General features: G+C 65.7%; 18 protein-coding genes. 11 read left to right on the top strand and 7 right to left on the bottom strand.

Going from position 1 to position 25,253, the window contains the following annotated elements:
* Positions 1-87: 87 nt before the first annotated feature.
* The 5 genes from sucC to AC07O0_RS17060 form a co-directional block, all read right to left on the bottom strand.
* Positions 88-1,284 (bottom strand): ADP-forming succinate--CoA ligase subunit beta, encoded by a 1,197-nt coding sequence (sucC, locus tag AC07O0_RS17040; protein ID WP_494624868.1) that lies wholly within the window; start codon positions 1,282-1,284, stop codon positions 88-90.
* A gap of 185 nt (positions 1,285-1,469) precedes the next feature.
* Positions 1,470-3,644, bottom strand: coding sequence for an acetate--CoA ligase family protein (locus AC07O0_RS17045; protein ID WP_494624869.1), 2,175 nt, complete (start codon positions 3,642-3,644; stop codon positions 1,470-1,472).
* 279 nt (positions 3,645-3,923) lie between these two features.
* The gene (locus AC07O0_RS17050; RefSeq protein ID WP_494624870.1) at positions 3,924-4,436 is read right to left on the bottom strand and encodes a tripartite tricarboxylate transporter TctB family protein; all 513 of its coding nucleotides are present in this window, start codon (positions 4,434-4,436) and stop codon (positions 3,924-3,926) included.
* A 97-nt stretch (positions 4,437-4,533) separates the two neighbouring features.
* Positions 4,534-5,556: a Bug family tripartite tricarboxylate transporter substrate binding protein gene (locus AC07O0_RS17055; RefSeq protein WP_494624871.1), complete on the bottom strand. Its 1,023-nt coding sequence runs from the start codon at positions 5,554-5,556 to the stop codon at positions 4,534-4,536.
* Between the two features lie 85 nt (positions 5,557-5,641).
* The gene (locus AC07O0_RS17060) at positions 5,642-7,156 is read right to left on the bottom strand and encodes a tripartite tricarboxylate transporter permease (protein ID WP_494624872.1); all 1,515 of its coding nucleotides are present in this window, start codon (positions 7,154-7,156) and stop codon (positions 5,642-5,644) included.
* Positions 7,157-7,423: 267 nt separating this feature from the next.
* Between AC07O0_RS17060 and AC07O0_RS17065 the strand changes: the two genes are divergently transcribed.
* Genes AC07O0_RS17065 through frc form a run of 3 tightly spaced genes read left to right on the top strand, consistent with a single transcriptional unit; the run spans position 7,424 to position 11,195 of the window.
* Entirely contained in the window at positions 7,424-8,110 is a 687-nt protein-coding gene (locus tag AC07O0_RS17065) for a GntR family transcriptional regulator (RefSeq protein WP_494624873.1), read from the top strand.
* Positions 8,111-8,169: 59 nt separating this feature from the next.
* A complete protein-coding gene (gene oxc / locus AC07O0_RS17070) occupies positions 8,170-9,906 on the top strand; it encodes an oxalyl-CoA decarboxylase (RefSeq protein ID WP_494624874.1) in 1,737 nt (578 codons plus the stop codon).
* A 14-nt stretch (positions 9,907-9,920) separates the two neighbouring features.
* Positions 9,921-11,195, top strand: a complete 1,275-nt coding sequence (gene frc / locus AC07O0_RS17075; RefSeq protein ID WP_494624875.1) for a formyl-CoA transferase — start codon at positions 9,921-9,923, stop codon at positions 11,193-11,195.
* 355 nt (positions 11,196-11,550) lie between these two features.
* On the opposite strand, the gene AC07O0_RS17080 is transcribed toward frc, so the two are convergent.
* Together AC07O0_RS17080 and AC07O0_RS17085 are read right to left on the bottom strand one after the other, a co-directional pair.
* Complete coding sequence (locus tag AC07O0_RS17080) at positions 11,551-12,768, bottom strand: glycosyltransferase (protein ID WP_494624876.1); 1,218 nt, start codon at positions 12,766-12,768, stop codon at positions 11,551-11,553.
* A complete protein-coding gene (locus AC07O0_RS17085) occupies positions 12,717-13,226 on the bottom strand; it encodes a MarR family winged helix-turn-helix transcriptional regulator (RefSeq protein WP_494624877.1) in 510 nt (169 codons plus the stop codon). Before AC07O0_RS17085 ends, AC07O0_RS17080 begins: the two co-directional genes overlap by 52 nt.
* A gap of 435 nt (positions 13,227-13,661) precedes the next feature.
* Between AC07O0_RS17085 and AC07O0_RS17090 the strand changes: the two genes are divergently transcribed.
* The 8 genes from AC07O0_RS17090 (at position 13,662) to AC07O0_RS17125 (ending at position 25,253) form a co-directional block, all read left to right on the top strand.
* Entirely contained in the window at positions 13,662-15,401 is a 1,740-nt protein-coding gene (locus AC07O0_RS17090) for a type I secretion system permease/ATPase (RefSeq protein WP_494624878.1), read from the top strand.
* Complete coding sequence (locus AC07O0_RS17095) at positions 15,398-16,753, top strand: HlyD family type I secretion periplasmic adaptor subunit (RefSeq protein WP_494624879.1); 1,356 nt, start codon at positions 15,398-15,400, stop codon at positions 16,751-16,753. The genes AC07O0_RS17090 and AC07O0_RS17095 overlap by 4 nt, the downstream gene beginning before the upstream one ends.
* A gap of 310 nt (positions 16,754-17,063) precedes the next feature.
* The gene (locus tag AC07O0_RS17100) at positions 17,064-17,858 is read left to right on the top strand and encodes a calcium-binding protein (protein WP_494624880.1); all 795 of its coding nucleotides are present in this window, start codon (positions 17,064-17,066) and stop codon (positions 17,856-17,858) included.
* A gap of 70 nt (positions 17,859-17,928) precedes the next feature.
* Complete coding sequence (locus AC07O0_RS17105; protein ID WP_494624881.1) at positions 17,929-20,229, top strand: glycosyltransferase; 2,301 nt, start codon at positions 17,929-17,931, stop codon at positions 20,227-20,229.
* Positions 20,226-21,056, top strand: coding sequence for a class I SAM-dependent methyltransferase (locus AC07O0_RS17110; protein ID WP_494624882.1), 831 nt, complete (start codon positions 20,226-20,228; stop codon positions 21,054-21,056). The genes AC07O0_RS17105 and AC07O0_RS17110 overlap by 4 nt, the downstream gene beginning before the upstream one ends.
* Complete coding sequence (locus AC07O0_RS17115; RefSeq protein WP_494624883.1) at positions 21,053-22,306, top strand: glycosyltransferase family 4 protein; 1,254 nt, start codon at positions 21,053-21,055, stop codon at positions 22,304-22,306. The genes AC07O0_RS17110 and AC07O0_RS17115 overlap by 4 nt, the downstream gene beginning before the upstream one ends.
* Entirely contained in the window at positions 22,303-23,070 is a 768-nt protein-coding gene (locus AC07O0_RS17120; protein WP_494624884.1) for a hypothetical protein, read from the top strand. The genes AC07O0_RS17115 and AC07O0_RS17120 overlap by 4 nt, the downstream gene beginning before the upstream one ends.
* A 2-nt stretch (positions 23,071-23,072) precedes the next feature.
* The gene (locus tag AC07O0_RS17125) at positions 23,073-25,253 is read left to right on the top strand and encodes a glycosyltransferase family 2 protein (protein ID WP_494624885.1); all 2,181 of its coding nucleotides are present in this window, start codon (positions 23,073-23,075) and stop codon (positions 25,251-25,253) included.

The raw sequence follows: 25,253 nt of genomic DNA on the forward strand, positions 1-25,253 counted from the left end.
CGGCCCAATGCAGAAGGCGTGATCGTTTTTGGTTGTTTTGAGCATTTCCTCCGCGGGAAACCCATTCCCGCGCTGTCACGCGGATTCCTAGTTCTTGCGCACGGCGGCCACGATCTTCTGGGCGGCGTCGTCGAGGTCATCGGCCGGGATGACATTGAGGCCGGAGGAGCGGATGATCGTCTTTCCCTCCTCGACATTGGTGCCTTCGAGACGAACCACCAGCGGAACCTCAAGGCCGACCGTCTTCACCGCCGCGATCACGCCGCGGGCGATGACGTCGCACTTCATGATGCCGCCGAAGATGTTGACCAGGATGCCCTTCACATTGGGATCGGCCGTGATGATCTTGAAGGCCGCGGTAACCTTCTCTTCGGAGGCGCCACCGCCGACATCAAGGAAGTTCGCCGGCGACTCCCCGTAGAGCTGGATGATGTCGAGCGTCGCCATGGCGAGGCCGGCGCCGTTGACCATGCAGCCGATCGTGCCGTCGAGCGCGATATAGGCGAGGTCGTATTTCGAGGCCTCGATCTCCTTGGCGTCTTCTTCCGTCTCGTCGCGCAGCTTGTAGACGTCCGGGTGCCGGTAGAGCGCGTTGTCGTCAAAGGAGATCTTGGCGTCGAGGCAGCGCAGCTTGCCGTCCTTGGTGACGATCAGCGGGTTGATCTCGAGCATCGCCATGTCCTTGGCGATGAAGGCCGCATAGAGCTTGGCCGTCAGATCCTCGGCCTGCTTGGCGAGGTCGCCGGTCAGATGCAGCGCTTCGGCGACGGTGCGGCCATGCAGCGGCATGATGCCGGTCGCCGGATCGACCGAGAAGGTCTTGATCTTCTCGGGCGTGTCGTGGGCGACGGCCTCGATGTCCATGCCGCCTTCCGTTGAGACGACGAAGGAAATCCGCGAGGTCTCGCGGTCGACGAGCATGGAGAGGTAGAATTCACGGTCGATCAGCGAGCCGTCCTCGATATAGAGCCGGTTGACCTGCTTGCCAGCTGGACCGGTCTGGACGGTGACGAGCGTGTGGCCGAGCATCTGCTGGACGAAGGCTTTTGCTTCATCGACCGACTTCGCCAGGCGTACACCGCCCTTCTCGCCCGCCTCGGGTTCCTTGAAGGTCCCCTTGCCGCGGCCACCGGCATGGATCTGCGACTTGACCACCCAGACCGGGCCACGCAGCTGCTTCGCTGCGGCTTCGGCATCCTCTGCCGTCAGTACGGGAAATCCGTCCGGGACGGGCACCCCGAATTCCTTGAGCAACCCCTTCGCCTGATATTCATGGATGTTCATCGCGATCTCTCTCGGATTTCGGGGAGAGCGACCGGGCCTTTCCGCGGCGCCGGCCATTCGGAACAGAAGCCTTGAATGATTTGTCAGGGCCGCTCCCTCCTGGCGGATGGGAGCGGCGTCACGCGATGCGTGCGGCCGGCGACGCTGGACGGAGTCCGGGCGTCGGCGGAGTCGGGGTCTGTCGCTCAGCCCTTGATCAGGCCGGCGGCGCGCGCCCACTTGTACTTGGCACCGAGCACCTCGACGGGTGTCTCCGTGGTGTACGGATAGGCCACGATGCCGTGGTCGTAGAGCTTCTCGCAGGCCTTCTCGACCTCGACGTCGCCGACGAGCGAGGCGACGATCGGCTTGTCGATGCCCTTGGCGCGCGCCTCGGTGACGACCTCGATCATCTTGTCGGCGAAGACCAGCGGCGGGGTCACGATCGTGTGCCAGTAGCCCAGGATGAGCGCGTGGATGCGCTCGTCGTTGAGGCCGAGGCGGACCGTGTTCTGGTAGGTCAGCGGCGGCTCGCCGCCGGTGATGTCGACGGGATTGCCGGCCGCGCCGAAGGGCGGGATGAACTTGCGGAAGGCCGCGTCGAGATCATCCGGCATCTTCATCAGCGTCAGGCCGTTGTCGAAGCAGGCGTCCGAGAGCAGCACGCCGGAGCCGCCGGCGCCGGTGATGATCAGGACGTTCTCGCCCTTCGGCGCCGGCAGGACCTGCACGCCGCGGGCATATTCGAGCATGCCGCGCAGCGAGGGCGCGCGGATGACGCCCGAAGCCTTCAGGATGTCGTCATAGATCTTGTCGTTGCCGGCGAGCGCGCCGGTATGCGAGGCGGCGGCCTTGGCGCCATAAGCCGTGCGCCCGGCCTTCAGCACGATCACCGGCTTCTTCTTCGAGACGCGCTCGGCGACCTCGGAGAAGGCGCGGCCGTCCTTCAGGTCCTCGCAGTGCATCGCGATCACCGAGGTGTTCGGATCCTGTTCGAAGAAGGTCAGCAGGTCGTCCTCGTCGAGGTCCGACTTGTTGCCGAGGCCGACGATCGAGGAGACGCCCATCTTGGTCGAGCGGGCAAAACCGATGATCGACATGCCGACGCCGCCGGACTGCGAGGACAGGGCCGCCTTGCCCTTGACGTCGAAGGCCGTGCAGAAGGTCGCGCAGAGGTTCTCCGGCGTATAGTAGAAGCCGTAGATGTTCGGCCCCATGATCCGGACATTGTACTTGCGGGCGGTCGCCAGCAGCTCTTCCTGCAGTTCGGGTTCGCCTGACTCGGCAAAGCCCGAGGGGATCATCACCGTGCCCGGCACGCCCTTGCGGCCAACCTCGTCCATGGCGCCGTTGCAGAGCTTGGCCGGCACCGCGAAGACCGCGACATCGACATCGCCATCATAGTCGAGGATCGACTTATAGGCCTTGATGCCCTCGATCGTGTCGGCCTTCGGGTGCACGGGCACGATCGTGCCCTTGTAGCCGCCATTGATCAGGTTCTTCATCACCGAATTGCCGATCTTGCCGGCCTCGTTCGAGGCGCCGATCACCGCCACGGCCTTCGGGTGGAAGATGCGGTTCATCGCCTTGACGATGGCGTCCTGATCCGGACGGAAACGCTCCTTGCGCGCCTCGAAATTGCAGACGATGCGGGCATCGACCGCTGTCGCGCCGGATTTCGTCGCGAAGACCGGGTTGAGGTCAAGCTCCTCGATTTCCGGGAAGTCGTCGAGCAGCGCCGAGACCTGAACGAGGATGGAGGCGAGCGCGCCGCGGTCGACGGCTTCGCCGCCGCGCACGCCGTCGAGCATCTCCTTGGCCTTGATCGAGCCGATCATGTCGAGCGCCTGGGTCTCATTGACCGGCGCCAGGCGGAAGGTCAGGTCCTTCAGTACCTCGACGAGGACGCCACCGAGCCCGAAGGCCACGAGCTTGCCGAAGGAGGGGTCGGTGATCGCGCCGATCAGCGTCTCGGTCGCACCGGTCGGCAGCATCTGCTGGACCTGGATACCTTCGATCTTGGCGTCGGCCTTGTACTTGCGGGCATTGGCCAGGATCGTGTCGTGAGCCGAACGAGCTTCCGCATCGCTCTTGACGCCGACGATCACGCCGCCGGCATCGGTCTTGTGCAGGATATCCGCGGACACGATCTTCATGACGACGGGATAGCCCATGCCGCCGGCGAGCTTCACGGCCTCGTCGGCCGATCTGGCGAGGCCTTCCTTGGGCAGCGGAATGTCGTAGGCGTCGCAGACCAGCTTGGCCTCCGGGGCCGTCAGGCTGGTGCGGCCATCAGCCTTGACGCCGTCAAGGACCTTCCGGACCGTCGCTTGGTCGACGTCTGTTTCGCGCGGCTTAATCTTGAGGGCTGCCTGGGTCACCATAATGCGCTTCCTCCCATGGAATTTTATTTTGCTGCGCCATCGTCGGGCTGCCCGCGTACTTCGGGGCGTTCGCCCGGTCGGGGTTCTTGATTGGTATTTGGCATGCCAAATAGCGCTACTGTCAAGAGGGTAATGTCAGGTCATCGCGCGCAGTTGCCGTAATCTGGTATTATGCATGCCAACTGTTGGCGCCTTAGAATTTTTCTCGTCACCCGAGGAAAATAAGGCGGGCCGGGCGTTGCAGCGCCCGGCCCGCCTTATGCGGCAAATGGAAGATCAGTAGCCGAGTGCAGCCTCTAGCGGCCCCTTCGGCAGTGGCACCAGGAACCAGACCTCGAACATCATGAAATTGATGATCGCGATGCCGAGCGAGACGGCAGCGGCCTTCCACACCGGGAACTTGCCGAAGAACACCATGAAGGTCCCGATATAGATCGCGGCCGAGACGTAGATGCCGATGTAGTTCGTCGCCAGCACGAAAAGCACGGCGGGGACGAAGATCGCCGCCATGCGCTTGATGCCCGGAATGGTCGTTGCAATCTTCTCACCGTCCGGCGTGTGCGGCAGGGCCTGGGCCAGATTGACGAGAGAGGCGATGCCCATCGCCACGACGATGTAGAACGGGAACAGGCCGGGCTGCGGCCCTTCGTTCGGCTTCCAGGCGATGCCGAGGCGCAAGCTGTCGGTTATCACGATCGCCGCGACGACCAGGAAGAAGATCGCGACTGCGATGTCCAAGGTGCGATAGCTGACGAGCGGACGTTCTTCGGCTTCTTCGTTGCTGCTCATTGTCTTGCTCCTGGCTGGCTCCCACTACCGGCGCCGGCTCCGTGATGGTTGGCTGATCGGAGCGCGACCGCTTGCGCCGCGCTCCGGCGCGTCAAACTCACTGCGTGGCGAGGAAGCCGGCCTTCTTCATCAGATCGGAATGAAGTGCCTCGGCACTGGTCAGCCACGTCTCGAATTCAGGGCCGCTCATGAAGGTCTGGTTGAAGGCACCCTTCTCCATGAACTCCTTCCAGTCCGGCGTCGCCATCACCTTCTTCAGCAGGTCGACATAGAAGGCGACCTGCTCGGGCTTGGTGTTCTTGGTGGTGAAGATACCGCGCAGCATCTGGTACTCGACCGGCAGGCCCGATTCCTTGCAGGTCGGGATGTCGCTCCAGGCTTCCTTCTCGGTCACCTTGGCGGTGTAGGTCGAGCGCTGCGCATCGAAGATGCAGAGCGGGCGCAGCTGCCCGGCACGCCATTGGCCGACGGCCTCGATCGGATTGTTCACGGTCGAGTCGACGTGGTTGCCGACGAGCTGGACCGCGACCTGGCCGCCACCGGCATAGGGCACGTAGGTGAATTTCTTGCCGCCGGTCTGCTGCTCGATCGCCGCCGTGACGATCTGGTCTTCCTGCTTCGAGCCGGTGCCGCCCATCTTGAACTGGCGGTCGTCGCCGGCCTTCACCGCTTCGATGTAGTCCTTCGCCGTCTTGTAGGGCTTCTCGCTATTCGTCCAGAGGATGAACTGGTCGAGCGCCAGCATCGCGACAGGCTTCATGTCCTTCCAGTTGAAGGGCGAACCGGTACCGAGCGGGGTCGTGAACAGATTCGACAGGGTGATTGCGATCTTATGCGGATCGCTGGCGCTGGCCTTCATCTCCAGGAAACCTTCGGCGCCCGCGCCGCCGGCCTTGTTGATCACGATCAGCGGCTGCTTCATCAGATTGTGCTTCTGGACGACGCCCTGGATGAAGCGCGCCATCTGATCGGCGCCGCCGCCGGTGCCTGCCGGGATGACCAGTGTCACGGGCTTGCTCGGTTCCCATTTCTGCTGCGCCCAGGCTGGCGAGGTCAGGCAGGCGCTCGCCGCCAGCGCTACCGCAATTGTCCTGGTCTTAGACACTCCCGTCCGGATCATCACGCTTCCTCCCTTGAGGCGGCTTTGGTGCCGCGTTGGTAAAGTCATGAAGGCGAATATGTTGCGGGAACCGGCCCGCGCGGCCTCAGGCCGCGCGGGCGACGGCGTGGTTGCTCGAGAGTTTCGCGCGCAGTGCCTGCAGAGCCGGCCAGAAGGCCATGATCAGGCCGAGCGTCATGATCCCGCCGCACAGCCAGTTCGACCAGAACACGCCGACATTGCCCTGCGAGACCAGCATGGCCTGGCGGAAGGAGCTCTCGGCCTGGTCGCCGAGCACGAGCGCCAGCACGAGCGGCGGCAGCGGGTAGCGTAGCTTGTTGAACAGATAGCCGAGCACGCCGAAGACCAGCATCATCCAGACATCGAACATCGCATTGTTCACGGTATAGGCACCGATGGCGCAGACGAAGACGATGGCCGGCGCGATGATCGAGAAGGGCACGCGCAGGATCGCGGCGAAGAAGGGCACGCAGGTCAGCACCATGATGAGGCCGACGACGTTGCCGAGATACATCGAGGCGATCAGGCCCCAGACGAAGTCCTTCTGCTCGACGAAGAGCAGCGGGCCGGGCTGTAGACCCCAGATCAGCAAGCCGCCAAGCAGCACCGCCGCCGTCGGCGAGCCCGGGATGCCGAGCGTCAGCATCGGCAGCAGCGCGGCGGTGCCGGCGGCGTGGGCGGCGGTCTCCGGCGCCACCACGCCCTCGAGCTCGCCCTTGCCGAAGTTGTCGCCCCGCTTCGACAGGCGCTTGGCGATGCCATAGCCCATGAAGGAGGCTGGCGTCGCGCCACCCGGGGTGATGCCCATCCAGCAGCCGACGATGCAGCTGCGGAGGAAGGTCAGCCACATCCTGGGCAGCTGTTTCCAGGTGCGAATGACCGCGTCCATCCGCAGCTTGGCGGCGGCGCCGTTGAACTTCAGCCCGTCCTCCATCGAGCAGAGGATCTCGCCGATGCCGAACAGGCCGATGACGGCGACGAGGAACTTGAAGCCGTTCAGCAGCTCGTCCTGTCCGAAGGTCATCCGGAGTGTGCCGGTGACGCCATCCAGGCCGACGGAGGCGAGGGCGAAGCCGAGGCACATCGAGGCGATCGTCTTGAAAGGCGAGCCACGGCCCATGCCGATGAAGCTGGCAAAGGTCAGGAACTGCACCGCGAAGAACTCGGCGGGGCCGAACTTCAAGGCGAATTTCGCGACCACCGGCGCCAGGAAGGTAATCAGGCAGACCGCGAAGATGGCGCCGACGAAGGAGGCCGTGAAGGCGCCGACCAGCGCCTCATCGGCCTTGCCGTTCTGCGCCATCGGGTGCCCGTCAAAAGTGGTCGCGACCGACCAGGGCTCGCCGGGGATGTTGAAGAGGATCGAGGTGATGGCGCCGCCGAACAGCGCGCCCCAGTAAATACTGGTCAACAGGATGATCGCCGAGGTCGGCGGCATGGTGAAGGTCAGAGGCAGGAGAATGGCGACGCCATTCGCGCCGCCAAGCCCCGGCAGAACGCCGATGACGACGCCGAGCGTGATGCCGATGACCATGAGCAGGATGTGGTAGGCGCTGAGAGCAACGGCGAATCCGCCGAACAGGGCGTTCAGTTCATCCATAGCGCTTCGTCCCCATAAGATGGCCTTGTTCAGGGACCGCGCAATGACCAACGCAGAACCGACTGGCCTTGTTTGAGTTAGCCTAGGCTGAAACTTCGTGGCATGCAATATGCCATATTTGGGTGCGTTGCAGCATAATAATTGCGGGATTTGGGCCGTTGCGCGGCCATTTCTTTCATTATATGGTATGCCAGAAACCACCGCTCCTGAAGCGCATGATGCGCGGCGGCAGCGTTTGGCTAAGGCAACACGGAAATCGATTTCGCAATGGTCAAGGCACAGCTTGAAATTCAGCCGATAGAGGAGGTGCAGAGCCTCAAGAGCCGCACCTATGACGCGCTGAAGGCCGCGATCGGAGCGATGAAGATCTATGACTCCGGCGCGGAGCTGCGGCTCGACGAGCGCGCACTCTCACTCCAGTTCGGTGTGAGCCGTACGCCGCTGCGCGAGGCGCTGGCCCAGCTCGAGCAGGAAGGCCTGGTCAGGATCGCGCCCCGTCGCGGCATCTTCATCGTGCGCAAGACCAAGGCCGAGGTCCTCGAGATGATCACGGTTTGGGCCGCGCTTGAAAGCATGGCCGCCCGCCTCGCCACCGAAGTCGCCTCGGATGAGGAGATCGCCGGACTGCACAATCTCGTCGACACCTTCGACAGCGACGCGATCGAAGAGCACATGGGCGAGTATTCCGACGCCAATATCCGCTTTCACGCGGCAATCATCGCGCTCTCCGGCTGCAAGCTCATTGCCGAGATCACCAACGGCTTGTTCACGCATGTGCGCGGCATCCGCCAGCGCACGATCTTCGAGAGGGATCGGGCCCGCCGTTCGATTGTCGATCACAAGGAGATCATCGAGGCACTGGAGACCCGCAACGGCGAACGCGCCGAGCGCCTCGTGCGCGAGCACACGCTCAAGCTGCGCCAGCACGTCGAACAATTCGTCCAGCTCGACTGAGCCGGACCAAGATCAACAGCAAAAATCACCATAACAACAATCGTCTAGGGAGAAGCGGGATGTCCGCAGTCGTACAAAGCATCTCTTCCGTCGCGCCCGAAACCGAGCGCGAGCTGACCGACGGCTTCAACCTCATCATCGATGCGCTGAAGCTCAACGGCCTCGACACGATCTATGGCGTGCCGGGTATCCCGATCACCGATTTCGGCCGCATGGCCCAGGCGGCTGGCATCCGCGTGCTCTCGTTCCGCCATGAGCAGAACGCCGGCTACGCCGCCTCGATCGCCGGCTTCCTCACCAAGAAGCCTGGTATCTGCCTCACCGTTTCCGCGCCCGGCTTCCTCAACGGCCTGACCGCACTCGCGCACGCCACCACGAACTGCTTCCCGATGATCCTGATCTCCGGCTCGTCGGAGCGAGAGATCGTCGATTTGCAGCAGGGCGACTATGAGGAGATGGACCAGCTCGCCGTCGCCAAACCGCTGTGTAAGGCGGCGTTCCGCGTTCTGCACGCGCAGGATATCGGCATCGGGCTGGCGCGCGCGATCCGCGCCGCGGTCTCCGGCCGGCCCGGCGGCGTCTATCTCGACCTGCCAGCCAAATTGTTCGGCCAGGTGATGGACGCCGAAGAGGGCCGGAACTCGCTGGTCAAGGTGATCGACGCTGCGCCGGCGCAGCTTCCGGCGCCGGACTCGGTCCAGCGTGCGCTCGATGTGCTGAAGGGCGCCAAGCGGCCGCTGATCATTCTCGGCAAGGGCGCGGCCTATGCCCAGGCGGACGACGCGATCCGCCAGTTCGTCGAGAAGAGCGGCATTCCCTTCCTGCCGATGAGCATGGCCAAGGGCCTGCTGCCGGATCTGCATCCGCAATGCGCCGGCGCGGCGCGCTCGACCGTGCTGAAGGATTCCGACGTCGTCATGCTGATCGGCGCGCGGCTGAACTGGCTGCTGTCGCACGGCAAGGGCAAGAGCTGGGGCGATCAGCCGAAGAAGTTCATCCAGATCGACATCGAGCCGAAGGAGATGGACTCCAACGTCGAGATCGTCGCGCCCGTGGTCGGCGATATCGGCTCCTGCGTCTCTGCCCTGCTCGCGGGAATGGGTGGAGCCTGGCCGGCAGCGCCGGCCGACTGGACCGCGGCCATTGCCAAAAAGCGCGACGAGAACGTCGCCAAGATGGCGCCGCGCCTGATGAACAACAATGTGCCGATGGATTATCACGGCGCGCTCGGCGTGCTGCGCACCATCATCGCGGAGCGGCCGGACGCCATCCTCATCAACGAAGGCGCCAACACGCTCGATCTCGCGCGCGGCGTCATCGACATGCACCAGCCGCGCAAGCGCCTCGACGTCGGCACCTGGGGCGTGATGGGCATCGGCATGGGCTACGCCGTCGCTGCCGCGGTCGAGACCGGCAAGCCCGTGCTCGCCGTCGAGGGCGATTCGGCCTTCGGCTTCTCCGGCATGGAGGTCGAGACGATCTGCCGGTACAACCTGCCGGTCTGCATCGTCATCTTCAACAACAACGGCATCTATCGCGGCACCGACGTCAACAGCGCCGGCGACGATCCGGCCACGACCGTGTTCGTCAAGGATGCGCGCTACGACCGCATGATGGAGGCGTTCGGCGGTGTCGGCGTCAACGCGGTCTCGCCCGACGAGCTGAAGCGCGCTGTCAACGCGGCGATGGACAGCGGCAAGCCCACCTTGATCAACGCGGTGATCGACCCGACCGCCGGCAGCGAAAGCGGCCGCATCGGCAATCTCAATCCGCAAAGCGCACTCAAGAAGAAGTAAGGGAGGACTCAAAAATGCAAGCGCTCGAAGGCGTCAAGATTCTCGACTTCACCCATGTGCAGTCGGGGCCGACCTGCACGCAGCTCCTCGCCTGGTTCGGCGCCGACGTGATCAAGGTCGAGCGCCCCGGCAGCGGCGACATCACGCGCGGCCAACTCTGCGACGTGCCGGATGCGGACAGCCTCTATTTCACGATGCTGAACCACAACAAGCGTTCGATCACGCTCGACACCAAGAACCCGAAGGGCATGGAAGTGCTCTGGGAGATGGTGAAGATCTGCGACGTCCTCGTCGAGAATTTCGCTCCTGGCGTGCTCGACCGCATGGGTCTGACCTGGGAGAAGATCCACGCCACCAATCCCCGGCTGATCGTCGCCTCGGTCAAGGGCTTCGGCCCCGGCCCCTACGAGGACTGCAAGGTCTACGAGAACGTCGCGCAATGCGCTGGCGGCGCCGCCTCGACCACCGGTTTCCGTGACGGCGTGCCGCTCGTCACCGGCGCCCAGATCGGCGATTCCGGCACCGGCCTGCATCTCGCGCTCGGCATCGTCACGGCGCTCTATCACCGCACCCATTCCGGCCTCGGCCAGAAGGTCGATTGTGCGATGCAGGACGGCGTGCTGAACCTCTGCCGCGTCAAGCTGCGCGACCAGCAGCGCCTCGACCATGGCCCGCTCAAGGAATACAGCCAGTTCGGCGAGGGCCTGCCCTTTGGCGATGCCGTGCCCCGCGCCGGCAATGATTCCGGCGGCGGCCAGCCCGGTCGAATCCTCAAGTGCAAGGGCTGGGAGACCGACCCCAACGCCTACATCTATTTCATCACCCAGGCGCCGGTCTGGGAGAAGATCTGCGACGTGATCGGCGAGCCGACCTGGAAGACCGATCCGAACTACGCCAAGCCGCCGGCGCGCCTGCCGCGGCTGAACGAGATTTTCGGCCGGATCGAACAGTGGACCATGACCAAGACCAAGTTCGAGGCCATGGACCTCCTCAATGAATACGACATCCCGTGCGGGCCAATCCTGTCGATGAAGGAGATCGCCGAGGAGAAGTCGTTGCGCGACACCGGGACCGTGGTCGAGGTCGACCATCCCAAGCGCGGCAAGTACCTCTCGGTCGGCAACCCGATCAAACTCTCGAACAGCCCGACCGTGGTCAAGCGTTCGCCGCTGCTCGGCGAGCACACCGACGAGGTGCTGCGCGACGTGCTGAAGCTCGATGAGGGCCGCATCACGGCGATCATCGAATCGGGTGCCACCGGCGCGTTGATGCGGGCCGCGGCAGAGTAGCTTCTCGGAGCGTCCGGTGACCTGTTGGGGTGGCGCCTGGCCATGAGGCGCCACCCTTTTCCGGCCGGGGGAGGGAACTGGCTATGCCTCCTCGGAGGCGTCCTTTTATGACTGCTTGGCATGACGCCTTCTTGCATGCCGCCGAGGCCTGGTCGGATCCCGAGCCGGCGGCACACGCGGTCCAGCAGCACCATGGCTTCGCTCGCTTTGCCCTGCAGGTGATCGAGGTCGACGGCACCGGGCTGCCGGAAGGGCTCGACATCGCGATGATGGCGAGGGTGGTCGGATCACTCAGATCATCGGCTTCTTTGGGCCATCGTCAGCGGACGCATCCGCCACCGGCTGAACCGGCTCGCTATTGCGCTGCGAGCAGATCGTCCTCGGCGACGAGCCGGCCGATGAAGCCGAGCTGGCGATCAACGCAAGTCTCGCGCTGATAGCGCGCGATGACCGTCTGACGCGCGGCCGCCCGCAACGGCGCCACCTCGGCGCGTCTGTCCAGCGCGGCGACCACCGTCTTCGCAAGCCGCCCCTCGTCGAAGAACGGGGCGAGTAGGCCATTGACGCCGTGGCGGATCACCTCCTGCACCGGCGGCGTCGCCGAGCCGACGATCAGAGCGCCGCAGGCCATCGCCTCCAGCATCGACCAGGAGAGCACGAAGGGAACGCTGAGATAGACATGGGCGGCCGAGATCTGGAACAGCCTGACCAGATCGGCATGGGCCAGCCAGGGGATATGGACGATCCGGTCGCCGAGGCCGGTCTCCTCCAGCATCACCTCGCGCCAAAGCCGCCCGTCCGGGCGCGGCCGGCCATAGCCCGGCCCGTCGCCGCCGACGGCGACGAACAGCACCTCGGGCCGCTCGGCTGCGATCCTTGCCGCCGCCCGCATGAATTGCGGATAGCCGCGATAGGGGTCGAGATCGCGGGCGGCGAAGGTGATGACCGGGTCGCCGGGGCGCAACACGCGCCCGTCCGGCAGCGCGAACGTTGCCTGCGCATCCGGACGGCAGAAATGGATGTCGATGCCGTCATGGCAGACGGCGATGCGCTGCTGCAAAGCGCGCGGGTACTGCTGCTGCTGCCAGCGGGTTGGTGCATAGGCGAAATCGAGCGTCTGCAGCGTCACCAATTGGGCAGCGTTGCGCATGCGGATGCGCCGCCGCTCGGCCTCGGGCACGGTGAAGGCCGGGTCGAAGTCGAGGTCGGAACCGGCAGCGTTGTAGAAATACTCGCAATAGCCGATCAGCGGCACGCCCGGCATCGCATCCTTGGCGAAGAGCATGCCGCCCCAACCGACATGGCCGAGGATCGCGTCCGGCCTGTCATGCCGGTGCAATCTGCTCAACTCAGCGGCAACCGCCTCACCGGTGCGCACATGGTAGTCGGTGGCCGCCAGCGTCGGATGTGTGGTCGCAGGCTCGCCCACCGAATAGGCGATCTGCCTCACTCCTGGGCGCTCCGGTTCAGGCCGCTCCGTCACCAGCGTGACCTCGCCGCCCTCGGCGACGAGGCGCTGGATCAGGTGAGCGAACTGACCAGATCCTGAACGATGAACGAATAGGACGTGCATGAGGCGAGCAGGATCCCTCCATAGCGCAGCGCATCGCCCCACCATTGTTCGAGCCGGCGCAGCGTATCGTGGGTAGCCTGGAGATCGGCGACGAGATCGCCGTCGAGCCCCTGGCTAAACTGGCTGGTCTCGTCGAGGAGCTTCAGGCGCTCGACGAGAAGCTGGCCCTTCGGTGAGAGCGAGATCCGGGCGAGGCGGCGGTCGCGGGGCGAGGCCCCACGTTCGAGATAGCCGCTCTCGACCAGCTGCTTGAGGTTGTAGGAAGCGTTCGAGCCGACATAGTGGCCGCGGTCGAGCAGGTCGCGCACCGCGATCTCCCCGGAGCCGATGGTGAACAGCACCATCACCTGCGAGGGCGAGATGTCGTCGACGCCGAGCTTGGTCAGCTCGAGCCTGAGATAGTCGAGGAAGCGCCGGCTGATCCGCTCGACCATGCGAGCGAGGTCGAGCTGCGACACCGGTGCCCGCGCGGGGCTTGATTCGGCTTCCAGACGGCGGACGCCGTCAGGGTGATCTCCGTTGAAGGTATTGCCTAGGAATCGAGCGCCGTCATGGGGTTTTAGATGCATTCCCTACTCCGCCTGATCTCGAAATGAGCAGTCAGCCCTCCGAGCCCCTATGGCTGACGAATAGCCTATACGCAAAGCACATGCCACCCCCAATGGAACGAGATTAAGATTTTATCGGAGTCGACATAGTCATGAACTGTTTCAAATTTTGAAACATAGCACCGTTCTGCCATATTCTCCGCAATTGTCTCTATTTAACAAGGCATCATCTGTCATAATATAGACACGACCTTCATGGCACCCTTTCAATAACGCTCATGAAATGCCTTATTGGCTGTGGCGCGTTCGACGCCATCTGATGGCCACCCCCGTCTGGAGACTTGCATGAAGGTTGCGACCCAGCCTGCCGACGTCTTGATTCGCGGCCTGCAGCGCGGTTTTGCCGGCGGGTTGGCCTATGCCGCCTTCCTCAGCTTCTGCGTCAACATCCTGCTGCTGACCGTGCCGATGTTCATGCTGCAGGTTCAGGACCGCGTTATCGTCAGCCGCAGCTATGACACCTTGACCATGCTGCTGGTAATCGCGGTCGGGGCGCTGGCGCTCTATGGCACGATCGAGTTCATTCGCTCCCTCACCTTCCAGGCCATGGCGAGCATCCTCGCCCGCCGGCTCAACCTGCCGGCGCTGCAGGCTGCGGTCTCGACTTCGCTGGAAAAAGGTTCCGGCCAGGCGACACAGGCGATCCGCGACCTCAACGAACTGCGCTATTTCATCGCGAGCTCGGCGATCGCGACGCCACTCGAGGCGATGTGGTCGCCGATCTTCCTCGCCGTGCTCTTCGCCTTCCATTGGATCTACGGTCTGGTCGGCCTGGCTTCGCTGCTGATCCTGCTGCTGCTCGGTGTCGTCTCGGACATGCTGACCCGCCGGGCGCTGAAGGAGGCCAATGAGGAGGGCGTCGCCTCGATCAACGAGATCAGCGCCACCTTGCGCCACGCCGAGACGATCGAGGCGATGGGCATGCTGCCGGCCCTGTCCAGTCGCTGGCGGGCCAAGCAGATCGCCATGCTCGAGCATCTCGACCTCGGCACGCGCCGCGGCAAGTTCATCGCCGCCATCACCCGCGCCAGCCGCATGACCATGCAGCTTGCCATCTATGCAACCGGCGCAGTGCTGATCATCCGGCACGAGGTCTCGGCCGGAACGCTGATGGCGGCAAGCATCCTGTTGGGGCGGCTGCTGGCGCCGTTCGACTCGATGATCACCGACTGGCGGCAATGGGTGCTCGCTGCCGCGGCCTGGAAGCGCGTACGCGACCTGCTGCAGTCGCAGAGCTCGCAGCGCCAGAGCGTGCCGACCCCGGCGACGGAGGGCGATCTCGTCATCGACCGGCTGGTCTACGCCCCCAAGGGCGGCGAGCAGACCGTGATCAAGGGCGTCTCCTTCACGCTCGAGCCGGGCGATGTGCTCGGCCTGGTCGGGCCATCCGGAGCCGGAAAATCGACGCTGGCGCGCCTGATCGTCGGTGTGCTCAAGCCGAATGTCGGCGGCGTCTATCTCGACGGCCACAACACCTATCTGTGGGAGCGCGGCTCCTTCGGTGACATGGTCGGCTACCTCCCGCAATCGGTCTCGCTGCTCGACGGCACCATCGCCGAGAACATCGCCCGCATGCGCAAGCCCGATCCGCACGCCATCCTCGAGGCGGCGCGCATCGCCGGCGTGCACGAGCTGATCGGTCGCTTGCCGCTCGGCTACGACACCAATGTCGCCGACAGCGACTTCAAGCTCTCGGGCGGCCAGCGCCAGCGCATCGGCCTGGCGCGGGCGCTCTATGGCATGCCGCGCCTCGTCGTGCTCGACGAGCCCAACGCCAATCTCGATACCGAGGGCGAGCAGAGCCTGATCCGCGCGATCCAGGCCGCTCGCGAGAGCGGTGCGATCGTGATCCTGATCGCGCATCGCCCTTCGGTGATGCAGATCGTCGACAAGATCCTGGTTCTGCGCGAGGGCCGCGTCGCCCAGTTCGGCCCGCGCTCGGCGATCTCCGGCATGATCACCCCCGGCGGCGTGGTCGAGCTCGAACCGGCGAAGCCGGCCCCTGTCCGCGAGGTGAGCGCATGAGCGAGCTTCCGATGCTACGCCGGCCCGACCGCGCGCTCGTGCCGATGAAGGTGGAGGCGGAGCCCGAGGAGCGGATGCCCTCGCTGCGCAATCTCGTGCTCGCCGGCGTCGCCGCGGTGACGATCGGTTTCGGCGGCTTCGGCGCCTGGGCTGTGACGGCGCGGCTCGACAATGCTGCCGTCGCGCAGGCGACCGTGATCGTCGACAGCCGCCGCAAGACCGTCAGCCATCTCGAAGGCGGCATCCTCAAGACCCTGCTCAAGGCGGAGGGCGAGCGTGTCGCCCAGGACGAGCCGCTGCTCAGGCTGGAGGACGCCCGTGCCCGCGCCGAGCTGCAGCAGCTCGAAGGCAAGCGCGTCGGCCTCGACGCCAGGCTCGCCCGCCTGCGCGCCGAGCAGAGCGATGCGACGCAGATCGATTTCCCGGATGATATCGAGAAGGCCCGAACGCCGATCGCCCGCGAGGTGATCAACGCCGAGCGAGCGCTCTTCCGCGCCCGTGCCCAGGTCTATGACGGCAAGACCCGCATCCAGCAGCGCGTGATCGAGCAGCACCAGGCCGAGTCCGAGGCGCTGCAGGCGCAGATCGACGCCGTGCGCAACCAGCGCACGCTGATCGACGAGGAGGTGAAGACGATCGCCGAGCTCTACGAGAAGCGCTACGCCAAGCGCTCCCAGCTCGTTGAATTGCAGACCCGCCAGAGCGAGCTCACCGGGCGTGCCGGCGAGATGAAGGCACGCAAGGCCAAGGCTGAGCAGGCCGTCGCCGGCGCCGAGCTCGAGATCAAGGCGATCAGCCTCGATCGCCAGAGCGAGATCGCCAAGGACCTGCAGGACAGCCAGCTCCAGCTCTCGGAGGTGGTCGAGCGTATCGTTCAGGCGCAGGATGTGCTGCGCCGGCTCGTGGTGACCGCGCCGCAGGAAGGCATCGTCGCCAATATCCGCATGCGCACCGCCGGCAGCGTCGTCACCGCTGGCGAGGCGATCCTCGACATCGTCCCGGAACAGGAGCCTCTGATCGTCGAGGCCAAGGTCGATCCGCGCGACATCGATTCGGTCCGCGTCGGTGCCGACACTCAGGTCCGGCTCACGGCCTTCAATGCCCGGATCATGCCTCCGCTTCTGGCGAAGGTCAGCTACATCGCAGCCGACCAGCTGATCGACGAGAAGACCGGCAACGCCTTCTTCATCGTCCGCGCCGAGATCACGCCGGAGAGCCTGAAAGAGAACAAGGTGACGCTGCATGCCGGCATGGCGGCCGAGGTGCTGATCGTCAACGGCAGGCGTTTCGCGGCCGACTATCTGCTCTCGCCCATCCGCGACAGCTTCAACCGCGCCTTCAGGGAGGACTGAATCGTCGATCTGCCTGCGCAGCAGGGGTGCGCTGGGGTCAAGAATATAACTTCAGATAAATTCATTCAAAAATGAAAGCAACTTCCCAGAATAATCCTTGGCTCAATAATATATAAATGACAGAAACTTTGCTGCATCGCAAAAAAGTCATAATAGATTGCTTGATACGACATATATCTTGGCTAATCTCACGAGCGTCGCACGATGGCGGGTCTTTTGCTCGCTGTCGAAATCGCACCGTGACCCAGAACGAGCGGCGGACGTTCTCCGCATATCTGGTGGTGCTCTTAGATCACCGAGGAGGTGACGAATGGCCACGATCGAAGGCAGTGCATTCGACGATTTCTTGATTGGGACACGCTTCAGTGACGTGATCCTTGCCGGCGCCGGGGACGACATCGTCCACGGCGGCAACCAGGTTGACTCGCTCTTCGGTGAAGAGGGTGACGACCTGCTGTACGGCGACGGCGGCAACGACTTCCTGTCCGGCGGTGAGGGCAATGATGCGCTCTTCGGCGGCCAGGGTGACGACGTGCTCACCGGCGGCGAAGGCAATGACAGCCTGTTCGGCGGCGAGGGCGAGGACGTTCTCGACGGCGGTGCTGGCGACGACATCCTGCGCGGCAATGCCGGCGACGACGTGCTGCGTGGCGGCGACGGCGACGACCTGCTCCAGGGCGGGCCGGGTGACGACATCCTGCTCGGCGGCGCTGGCAATGACGTCCTGCAGGGCGGCCCTGGCAGCGACGTGCTCGAGGGCGGCGCTGGCAACGACGTCCTTCAGGGCGGCGCGGGCGACGATCTGCTCTTCGCCGGCGCGGGTGACGATGTTCTCTCCGGCGGCGCCGGCGACGACGTCTTCATCTTCAATGGCGGCGGCGGCAACGATGTCGTGCTCGATTTCGATGCCGGCCACGATCTGCTGCAGATCTCCAGCGGCATCAACGGCACCGATATCGGTTCGGCCGAGGACGTGGCGGCGCGTGCCACCACCGTGGGCGGCAATGCCGTCGTCGATCTCGGCAATGGCGATACCGTGACGATTGTCGGGGTCACCGCCGAAGACATTCAGGCCGACCCGAACTCCTACTTCTCGGTCGCCTGACGACAATACGGCGCCGGCCGGCCTCGTTCCGGCCGGCGCCACCCTCCTGCTCTTTCGGAACATGGCACTCATGCTCTCTCTCGCGCCCGCTCCGGTGGCGGACGGCCTGAGCCCGCAGCTGCATCTCTCCAGGCTGAGCGGCTCGGTCTTCCTGCTGAGCTGGACCATCGAGGCTCCCGTGCTCTCGCGGCCGCGCATCATGCTCGCGGCGCAGGAGAAGCGCCTCGCCTCCGGTTCGGTCGTCCTTCCCCTCGGCGATGGGCGCATGCGCGTCGTCGTCGTCTTCCGTCATGGCGGACCCGGCGAGGTCGTTGCGACCTTGTCCGACGACAGCCCGGGCGGCGACACCACCGCACGCTTCGATCCCGATCTCGTCCACGGCATGGCCGATGCGGAGGATCTTGCGCGGGACGCGACGCCGGATGCGCGCCGCATGCTCGCCAACGCATTGGTCGGCCACTGGCCCACTCTGTTCGGGCTCAGCCAGGCCGCCGGCTATCTCGGCTTCCTGCGCCAGTTCCTGCTGATTCTCGCCCGTAAGCCCTCTGCGGCGACGCCGGTCTCACGGCTCACCGAAGGCAAGGTTCTGCTGGAATCTGCGGTTCCAGGCCGGCTCTCGGGCATTCGCACCGCCTATCGGCTCGATACCGGCGGGCTCGTACGCCTGCCAGGCCGGCCGCGACTCGGCCGCGCTGATCGTGCCGGCAACCGGCCGCTGCATCTGATCATCGACGCCTTTCCGCCGCAGGCCGGCGGCCTGCTGATCCTGCAGGCTGAATCCGGCCTCATCGTCCGCTCCGTCGCGGCCCGGCAGGATATCCCCTCGCTGGGTCGCTGGTGGGCCGGCAAGGCCAGCCAGCGCGATGGTCTGCGCAGTTGGCTGGTCGAGCAGCTCTCCGGCCTCTCCGAACAGGGCCGCCTGCTGGCGATCGAGATGCAGCGGCGATTGCCGCTCGCGGCTCAGACCGTGCGCCGCAATGACGATTTGCCGTCAGCCGAACTCGACCTCGCCGTCACGACACCGGCCGGACTCCTGCTCGGCGGCTGGTATCGCGACGCCGAAGGGCTGCTCGACGAAGTGCTGCTGCATCGTTCCGAGGGCGAGCCGACGCCGGTGCTTGAGCACCTGGACCATTTCCCCGCGCTTTTGCCGGCCGGCTCCAATGGCGACGTCAAGCGCGCCACCGGCTTCGCGGCGCTGATCCCCGGCTACGCCGCCGGCGCGCCGGTGCTGCAGCCGCGGGTCGAGCTCAAGCTGAAATCCGGCACCGTGCTGTCGCTGCGTCCCGCCGTGCAGCCGGCGGACGCCGTCGCCATCCGTGCTCGGGCGCTGGCTGCGATCCCGCCGCAGCACGTGACCGCGCAGATGCTGGAACGGACGATCGCGCCGGTGCTTTCCGAATGCCAGAGGGCACTGCGCGAGAGCCAGCCGGAGCCGCGCATCAAAAGCTTCGGCAAGGGGCCAGCGAGCCCCGCGGTCTCGGTGGTGATCCCGCTCTATCGCGTCTACGATTTCCTGCGCGTCCAGGTCTCGGCCTTCGCGGCCGATCGCTGGTTCGCCGAGAAGGCCGAGCTGATCTACGTGCTCGATTCGCCCGAGCATGAGGGCGAGGTTGCCCATCTCCTCGGCGGACTCTTCCTCGCCTATGGACTACCGATGCAGCTCGTGGTGATGGGCCGCAATGGCGGTTTCTCGGCCGCCTGCAATGCCGGCGCGGCCGCCTCGCGCGGGCAGGCGCTGGCCCTCGTCAATTCCGACGTCATCCCCGACAGCGAGGGGTGGCTGCCGGCGCTGCTGCAGCGGCTCGAACCGCATCGGCGTACCGGCGCTGTCGGCCCCAAGCTGCTCTACGATGACGGCTCGCTGCAACATGCCGGGCTCTTCTTCAAGCGCGACAGTAAAGGCACCTGGCTCAACCATCATTACTTCAAGGGTATGCCGAGCGGCTACGCGCCGGCCAATGTCGAGCGGCCGGTGCCCGGCGTCACCGGCGCCTGCATCGTGATGCCACGGGCGCTGTTCATGGAGGTCGGCGGTTTCGACGACAGCTATGTCATCGGCGATTACGAGGACAGCGATCTCTGCCTCAAGATCGCCCGGGCCGGGCTCGGCATCGTCTATGTCCCGAGCGTGTCGCTCTACCATCTCGAGCGCCAGTCGATCTCGAAGAGCCTCGACTACACCCGCGGCGTCGCCTCGCAGCACAATTCCTGGCTCCAGACCAGGCGCTGGGATGCGCAGATCGAGGCGCTGATGGCGGCGGTCGACAAGCCGGCAGTGCAGCAGCAGGCCGTGCCGACGCCGGACATGCGCCCCGATCCCGAATTCCTTCTCTCCCGCGCCAATCTCAGAAGGGCGACAGCGGCATGACGGCGACCCTCGCCCTGCGACAGACCACGGAACCGGCTCCTGCGATCGCGCCGGCGACGCCCGAGCTTGCCTGGCTGATGGCCCATGTCCAGACGAATCGTTTCCTGCCGCATCCACCGCCGGATTCGATTTTCGTCGGCGACGGCGACTATCGCGCCATCGGCGCCGAATTCCTCGGCCATTTCGTCCGGATCGGCCGGCTGAAGCCGCATGAGCGCGTCTTCGACATCGGCTGCGGCATCGGCCGCATGGCGGTGCCGCTGACGCAGTATCTCGACCCCGAGCGCGGCAGCTATGACGGCGTCGATCCGGTCATGGACGGCATCCTCTGGTGCGCCCAGACGATCACGCCGGCCTATCCGCGCTTCCGTTTCCAGCGCCTCGACATCGCCCACCCTCTCTACAACCCGCAGGGCTCGCTGCCCGGCAACGAGGTGCGTTTCGGCTTCGCCAACCAGAGCTTCGACTTCATCACCATGACCTCGGTGGCGACGCACCTGCCGCCCGACGAGCTGGTGGTGTACCTGAACGAGGCGGCGCGCCTCCTCGCCCCGGGCGGACGGCTTTTCCTCACCGCCTTCGCGCTCGACGGCCAGAGCACCGGCCAGGAGCGTCTGAAGTTCCGGCGCTGGGGCGAGGGACCCGGCTGGTACGCGATCGAAGAGGCGCCGCTGGCGGCGGCCGGCGTCGATGCCGGCTTTCTCTTGGAGCATGCCACGCAAGCCGGCCTCGCGGTCGAGCGGCTCGACCCCGGCCATTGGCGCGGCCAGAGCTCGGCTCATTACCAGGACCTGCTGGTCGCGGTGAAACCGGGGATCCAGCGATGAGCCGGCGCATCCTCGTCGTCGCCCATAACCATCCGGATCTGCATCCGGGTGGCACCGAGATCTTCGCGCATGACCTGGCGAGCGCCTATCGTAGCGAGGGCTGCGAGGTGCTGTTCCTCGGCGCGACCAATGCGATCCACCGCCAGCCGCATCCCGGCACCGCCTTCCAGGCGACCGGGGCCGATGGCGACCTCCTGCTGTGGAGCGGCCATTTCGACCGCTTCCACCTCAGCCAGATCGACCACTACGGCACCTTGCAGGACCTCGGCTCGCTGCTGACCGAATTCCGGCCGGATGTGATCCACATCCATCATCTCGTGCTGATCGGCGCCGAGTTCCTGGCGCTGGCGCGGCGTCTGCTGCCGCAGGCCTCGATCGTGATGACGCTGCACGACTACTATTCGATCTGCCACCATGACGGGCTGATGGTGCGCACCAGCGACAAGCAGCGCTGCACCGGTGCTTCGCCGGGCAAATGCCATGGCTGTTTCCCGGAGATCGGCCCCGATCGCTTCCTGCTGCGTGAGCGCTTCCTCAAGACGCATCTTGCCGCTGTCGACCGCTTCGTTTCGCCGAGCCGTTTCCTGCGCCAGCGCTATATCGATTGGGGGCTGCCGGGCGAGAAGATCGAGGTCGTCGCCAATGCCAGGCCGGCGCAAATCCCGGTGCCGCACCGGCACACCCATGGCGCCCGCAACCGCTTCGGCTATTTCGGCAACCTCAACCCGTGGAAGGGCGTGCTGCCGCTGCTGCAAGCCGCCAAGCTCCTGCGTGACGAGGGCGCTGACAGCTTCGAACTGCGCATCCATGGCGGCGCGCCATTTCAAAGCGAAAGCTTCACCTCCGCCTTGGACAAGGCGCTGGCGGAGGCAGGCGCCGAAGTCGTGCATTGCGGCCCCTATCGCCGCGACGAGATGCCAGCGCTGATGGCCGAGGTCGACTGGGTGGTGACACCCTCGATCTGGTACGAAAATGCGCCTCTCGTCATCCAGGAAGCCTTCCAGCACCTCAGGCCCGTGATCGCCAGCAATATCGGCGGCATGGCCGAGATGGTGCGCGACGGCGTCGATGGGCTGCACGCCCGTCCCGGTGACCCACGACATCTCGCGCAGGCGATGGCCCGCGCCGCGAGCGAGGACGGGCTCTGGCACCGTCTCGTCGACGGCATCGATCCCCAACCCGGCATGGATGACTGCGCGCAGGCGCACCTTGCCCTGTTCGATCAACTCAAACTGGCGGAGGCGGCATGACCAGCATGACGACGATGCACAGTCCGGACGGTACCGTGAGCGAAGCGAGCGAGACCCCGGCAAAACTCAACGGGCGCGTCGATGCGCTCGACGGCAACCGGCTGCATGGCTGGATCTGGGACGAGGCCCGTCCCGAGGAACGGCTGACCGTGCGCCTGATGCGCAACGGCCTCAAGGTGCAGGAGGCGGTGGCCGACCAGGGCCGCATCGACCTGCGCCGCAACGGCATCGGCGACGGCAGGCACGCCTTCGCCATGGAGCTCGACGACCGGACTGCGGCGGCGCGCGAGGCGCTGACCATCGTCGGCATCTCGCCGAGCACCGGCGCCGAGCTCGAACTGCGCCTGCCGCCGGCGGCCGAACTTGCGGCGGAAGCGGCGATCGCCGTGCCGCTCGCCCGCTTCTTCGACCGCGTCGAGGCGCTGATCGCGCTGCAGCGACGCTCGCAGCTGACCCAGAAGGAATTGCTCGACAAGGTCGGCGAGCTCGGCGTGCAGCTGGCGCAGCACCGCCAGCGCGAGGCCGAGGTGAGGCAATCCGAGGAGGTCGAGGGCAATGGCGCGATCGCCGCGCGTCTCGCCGAGATCGACGTCTTCCAGATGCGCTTCGACCAGACGCTGCGCGCCTTCGACGACAGGCTGGTCGCGATCCGCAAGGAGGCCAAGGCACCGCTTCGGCAGGTCACCGTCGTGCTCGGCTTCCTCTCGGGGCTGTCGGCGGTGCTCTCCTTCGTCACGCTCACCGTCATGCTGATGGGTGGCTGAGCATGAACGAGGTCATCATCCCCGAGCGGACCATGCTCAGCCCGGCGCCGACCGTCGCCTGGACCCCGCTTGGCGAGAACGCGATCCTGGTGATGAGCGCCTGCGATGCGCTGCCTGGCAAGGTGCCGGTCGCGGTCGACGGCAATCCGCGCAACCGGGTCGAGACCATGGCGCTGACCTGGCGCCGGCCGCAGGCCGACGCCGCGCACGCCACCGGTTTCCTCTGTCTCGCCCCAGCTCCGTCGCCGGACCGCGCCGGCTCCGGCGCGATCCTGCTCGGCCGGCCCGGCCGACCACTGCGTTTGATTTTGGCGCCGAAGCCGATGCCGCTGCAGGCTTTCCTCGCGGCGCTTGCCGACGAGGCCGGCCAGGCCTTCCCGACCGTGGTCGACGGGCTGCTGGAGGTGCTGCTCGCTGGCAAGTCGAATCCGCGCCGCCTGCGCGCCGTTGGCATGCTCCTGCAATCGGTCGCCAAGCCCGGCGGTTTCGTCGAGGTGATGGGCCCGCTCGACGAGGGCATCTTCCTGCAGGGCTGGACCTCGAACTTCACAGCCGGACGGACCAAGCTGCTGATCGCCCATGGCGGTTTGTCGCCGGCCGTTCTGGAGGCCGGAACCTTCGAGCGCGACGATCTCGGCGAGGGCGCCTGCGGCTTCTTCGGCCTGCTGGAAGAGTGTGCGATCCGCCACCCCAGCGAGATCGAGCGGTTGTTCTTCCGCGCCAATGACGGCTGGCGCGCGCTCGAGGTCTATGACCGCCATGTCCTGCTCGAGCAGATCACCGTGCCCGGCCATCTCCGCGACGGGCTGCAGCGTGGAACCGCGCCGCCGGCGACCGCAGAGAAGCTGAAGCACGCCTCGCAGCGCTTTGACGGGCGCGACACCATTTCCTTCCTCGAGCAGCCGGTGCGGGCCGGTATCGACGACGCCACCATCGTCGAGGGCGCAGGCGTCCTGATCATCGGCTGGCTGTTCGATCCCGAACGCCAGGTCGGCAATGTCGTGCTGCGCAGCGGCACGCAATCCTGCGCCATCGACAAGAGCTGGACCCGCGCCGTCCGCCCGGACGTCACCGCCGCCTTCGCCGAGGACCCGCGTTTCGGCCCGGCCATGGCGAGCCGGCGCAACAGCCACGGCTTCATCGTCTTCGCGCCGAAGCTGCTGCCGGAGCCCGGCCAGCCGCTCTATCTCGAATTCGAGGTCGAGGGTCACGGTCCGGCCTTCCTGCCGCTCGCACCGGGGCGCAATCCGGCGCGGCGCGCACTGGAGCGGGTCTTCGGCCTGCTCGACCCGCGCTCCTCGACCGCGACCGCCGTGGTCGAGAAGCAGATCGCGCCGGCTCTGCAGGCCGCCGAGATCGCGCCGCCAAAGGCGATCGAGACGCACGACATTGGCCGCTTCAACGCCGACGCCGCCCTTGGCCTAGTGATCGGCCTCGACCAGCGCCAGCGCGAGCTTTCCAGCCTGTTCGCCCTGCTGGCGATCGATCCCGAGATCCGGCCGCTGCCGATCGTCGTCGCCGCTCCCGGCGAGAGCTTCGACCGGCTCGGCGCCGAGGCGCGCCGACTGGCAAAGTTCTACGGGCTCCAGGTCCGGCTCGTGCTGGTCGAGGGTGTCGAGGACAGCTGCGATGCGCTGGAAGCGGGCGTGCGCGCCTGCCGCTTCCAGACGGTGGCGCTCCTCTCCGGTGCCGCGCAGATCCGCATGCCCGGCTGGCTCGGACGGCTGGAGCGCGCCTATCGCGGTCGCGGTGGCCACTGCGTGGCGAGCCCGACCCTGCTGTTCGAGGACAACTCGATCCGCTGGGCCGGCGCCTGGCTCGAAGGCGAAGGCGCCAGCCGGCGCGTCTACAACCGCTTCGTCGGCTATCCCTTGGATGCGATCGGCAGCCTCGGGCCGATGGAGGTCGCTGCCGGCGCGACCGAATGCTGCGTGATGTCGCGCAACGCCTTCATCGAGGTCGACGGCTTCTCGCGCAGCTATTTCACCACCGGCGAGAAGGGCCTCGATCTCTGCCTGAAGCTGCGGATGAACGGCGTCCCCTCGCTCTGGGTGCCGGAGGTCGAGGTCTATGTCGTCGAGGACGCCGAGACCCGCCCGCATGTCGGCGCGCTGATCAGCCTCGCCGACCGCACCAGTTTCGACCGGCGCTGGGCGCTGGCCATTTCCAACATGAGAGGATGA

Source organism: Allobosea sp. GW821-FHT10B12, assembly GCF_059415545.1.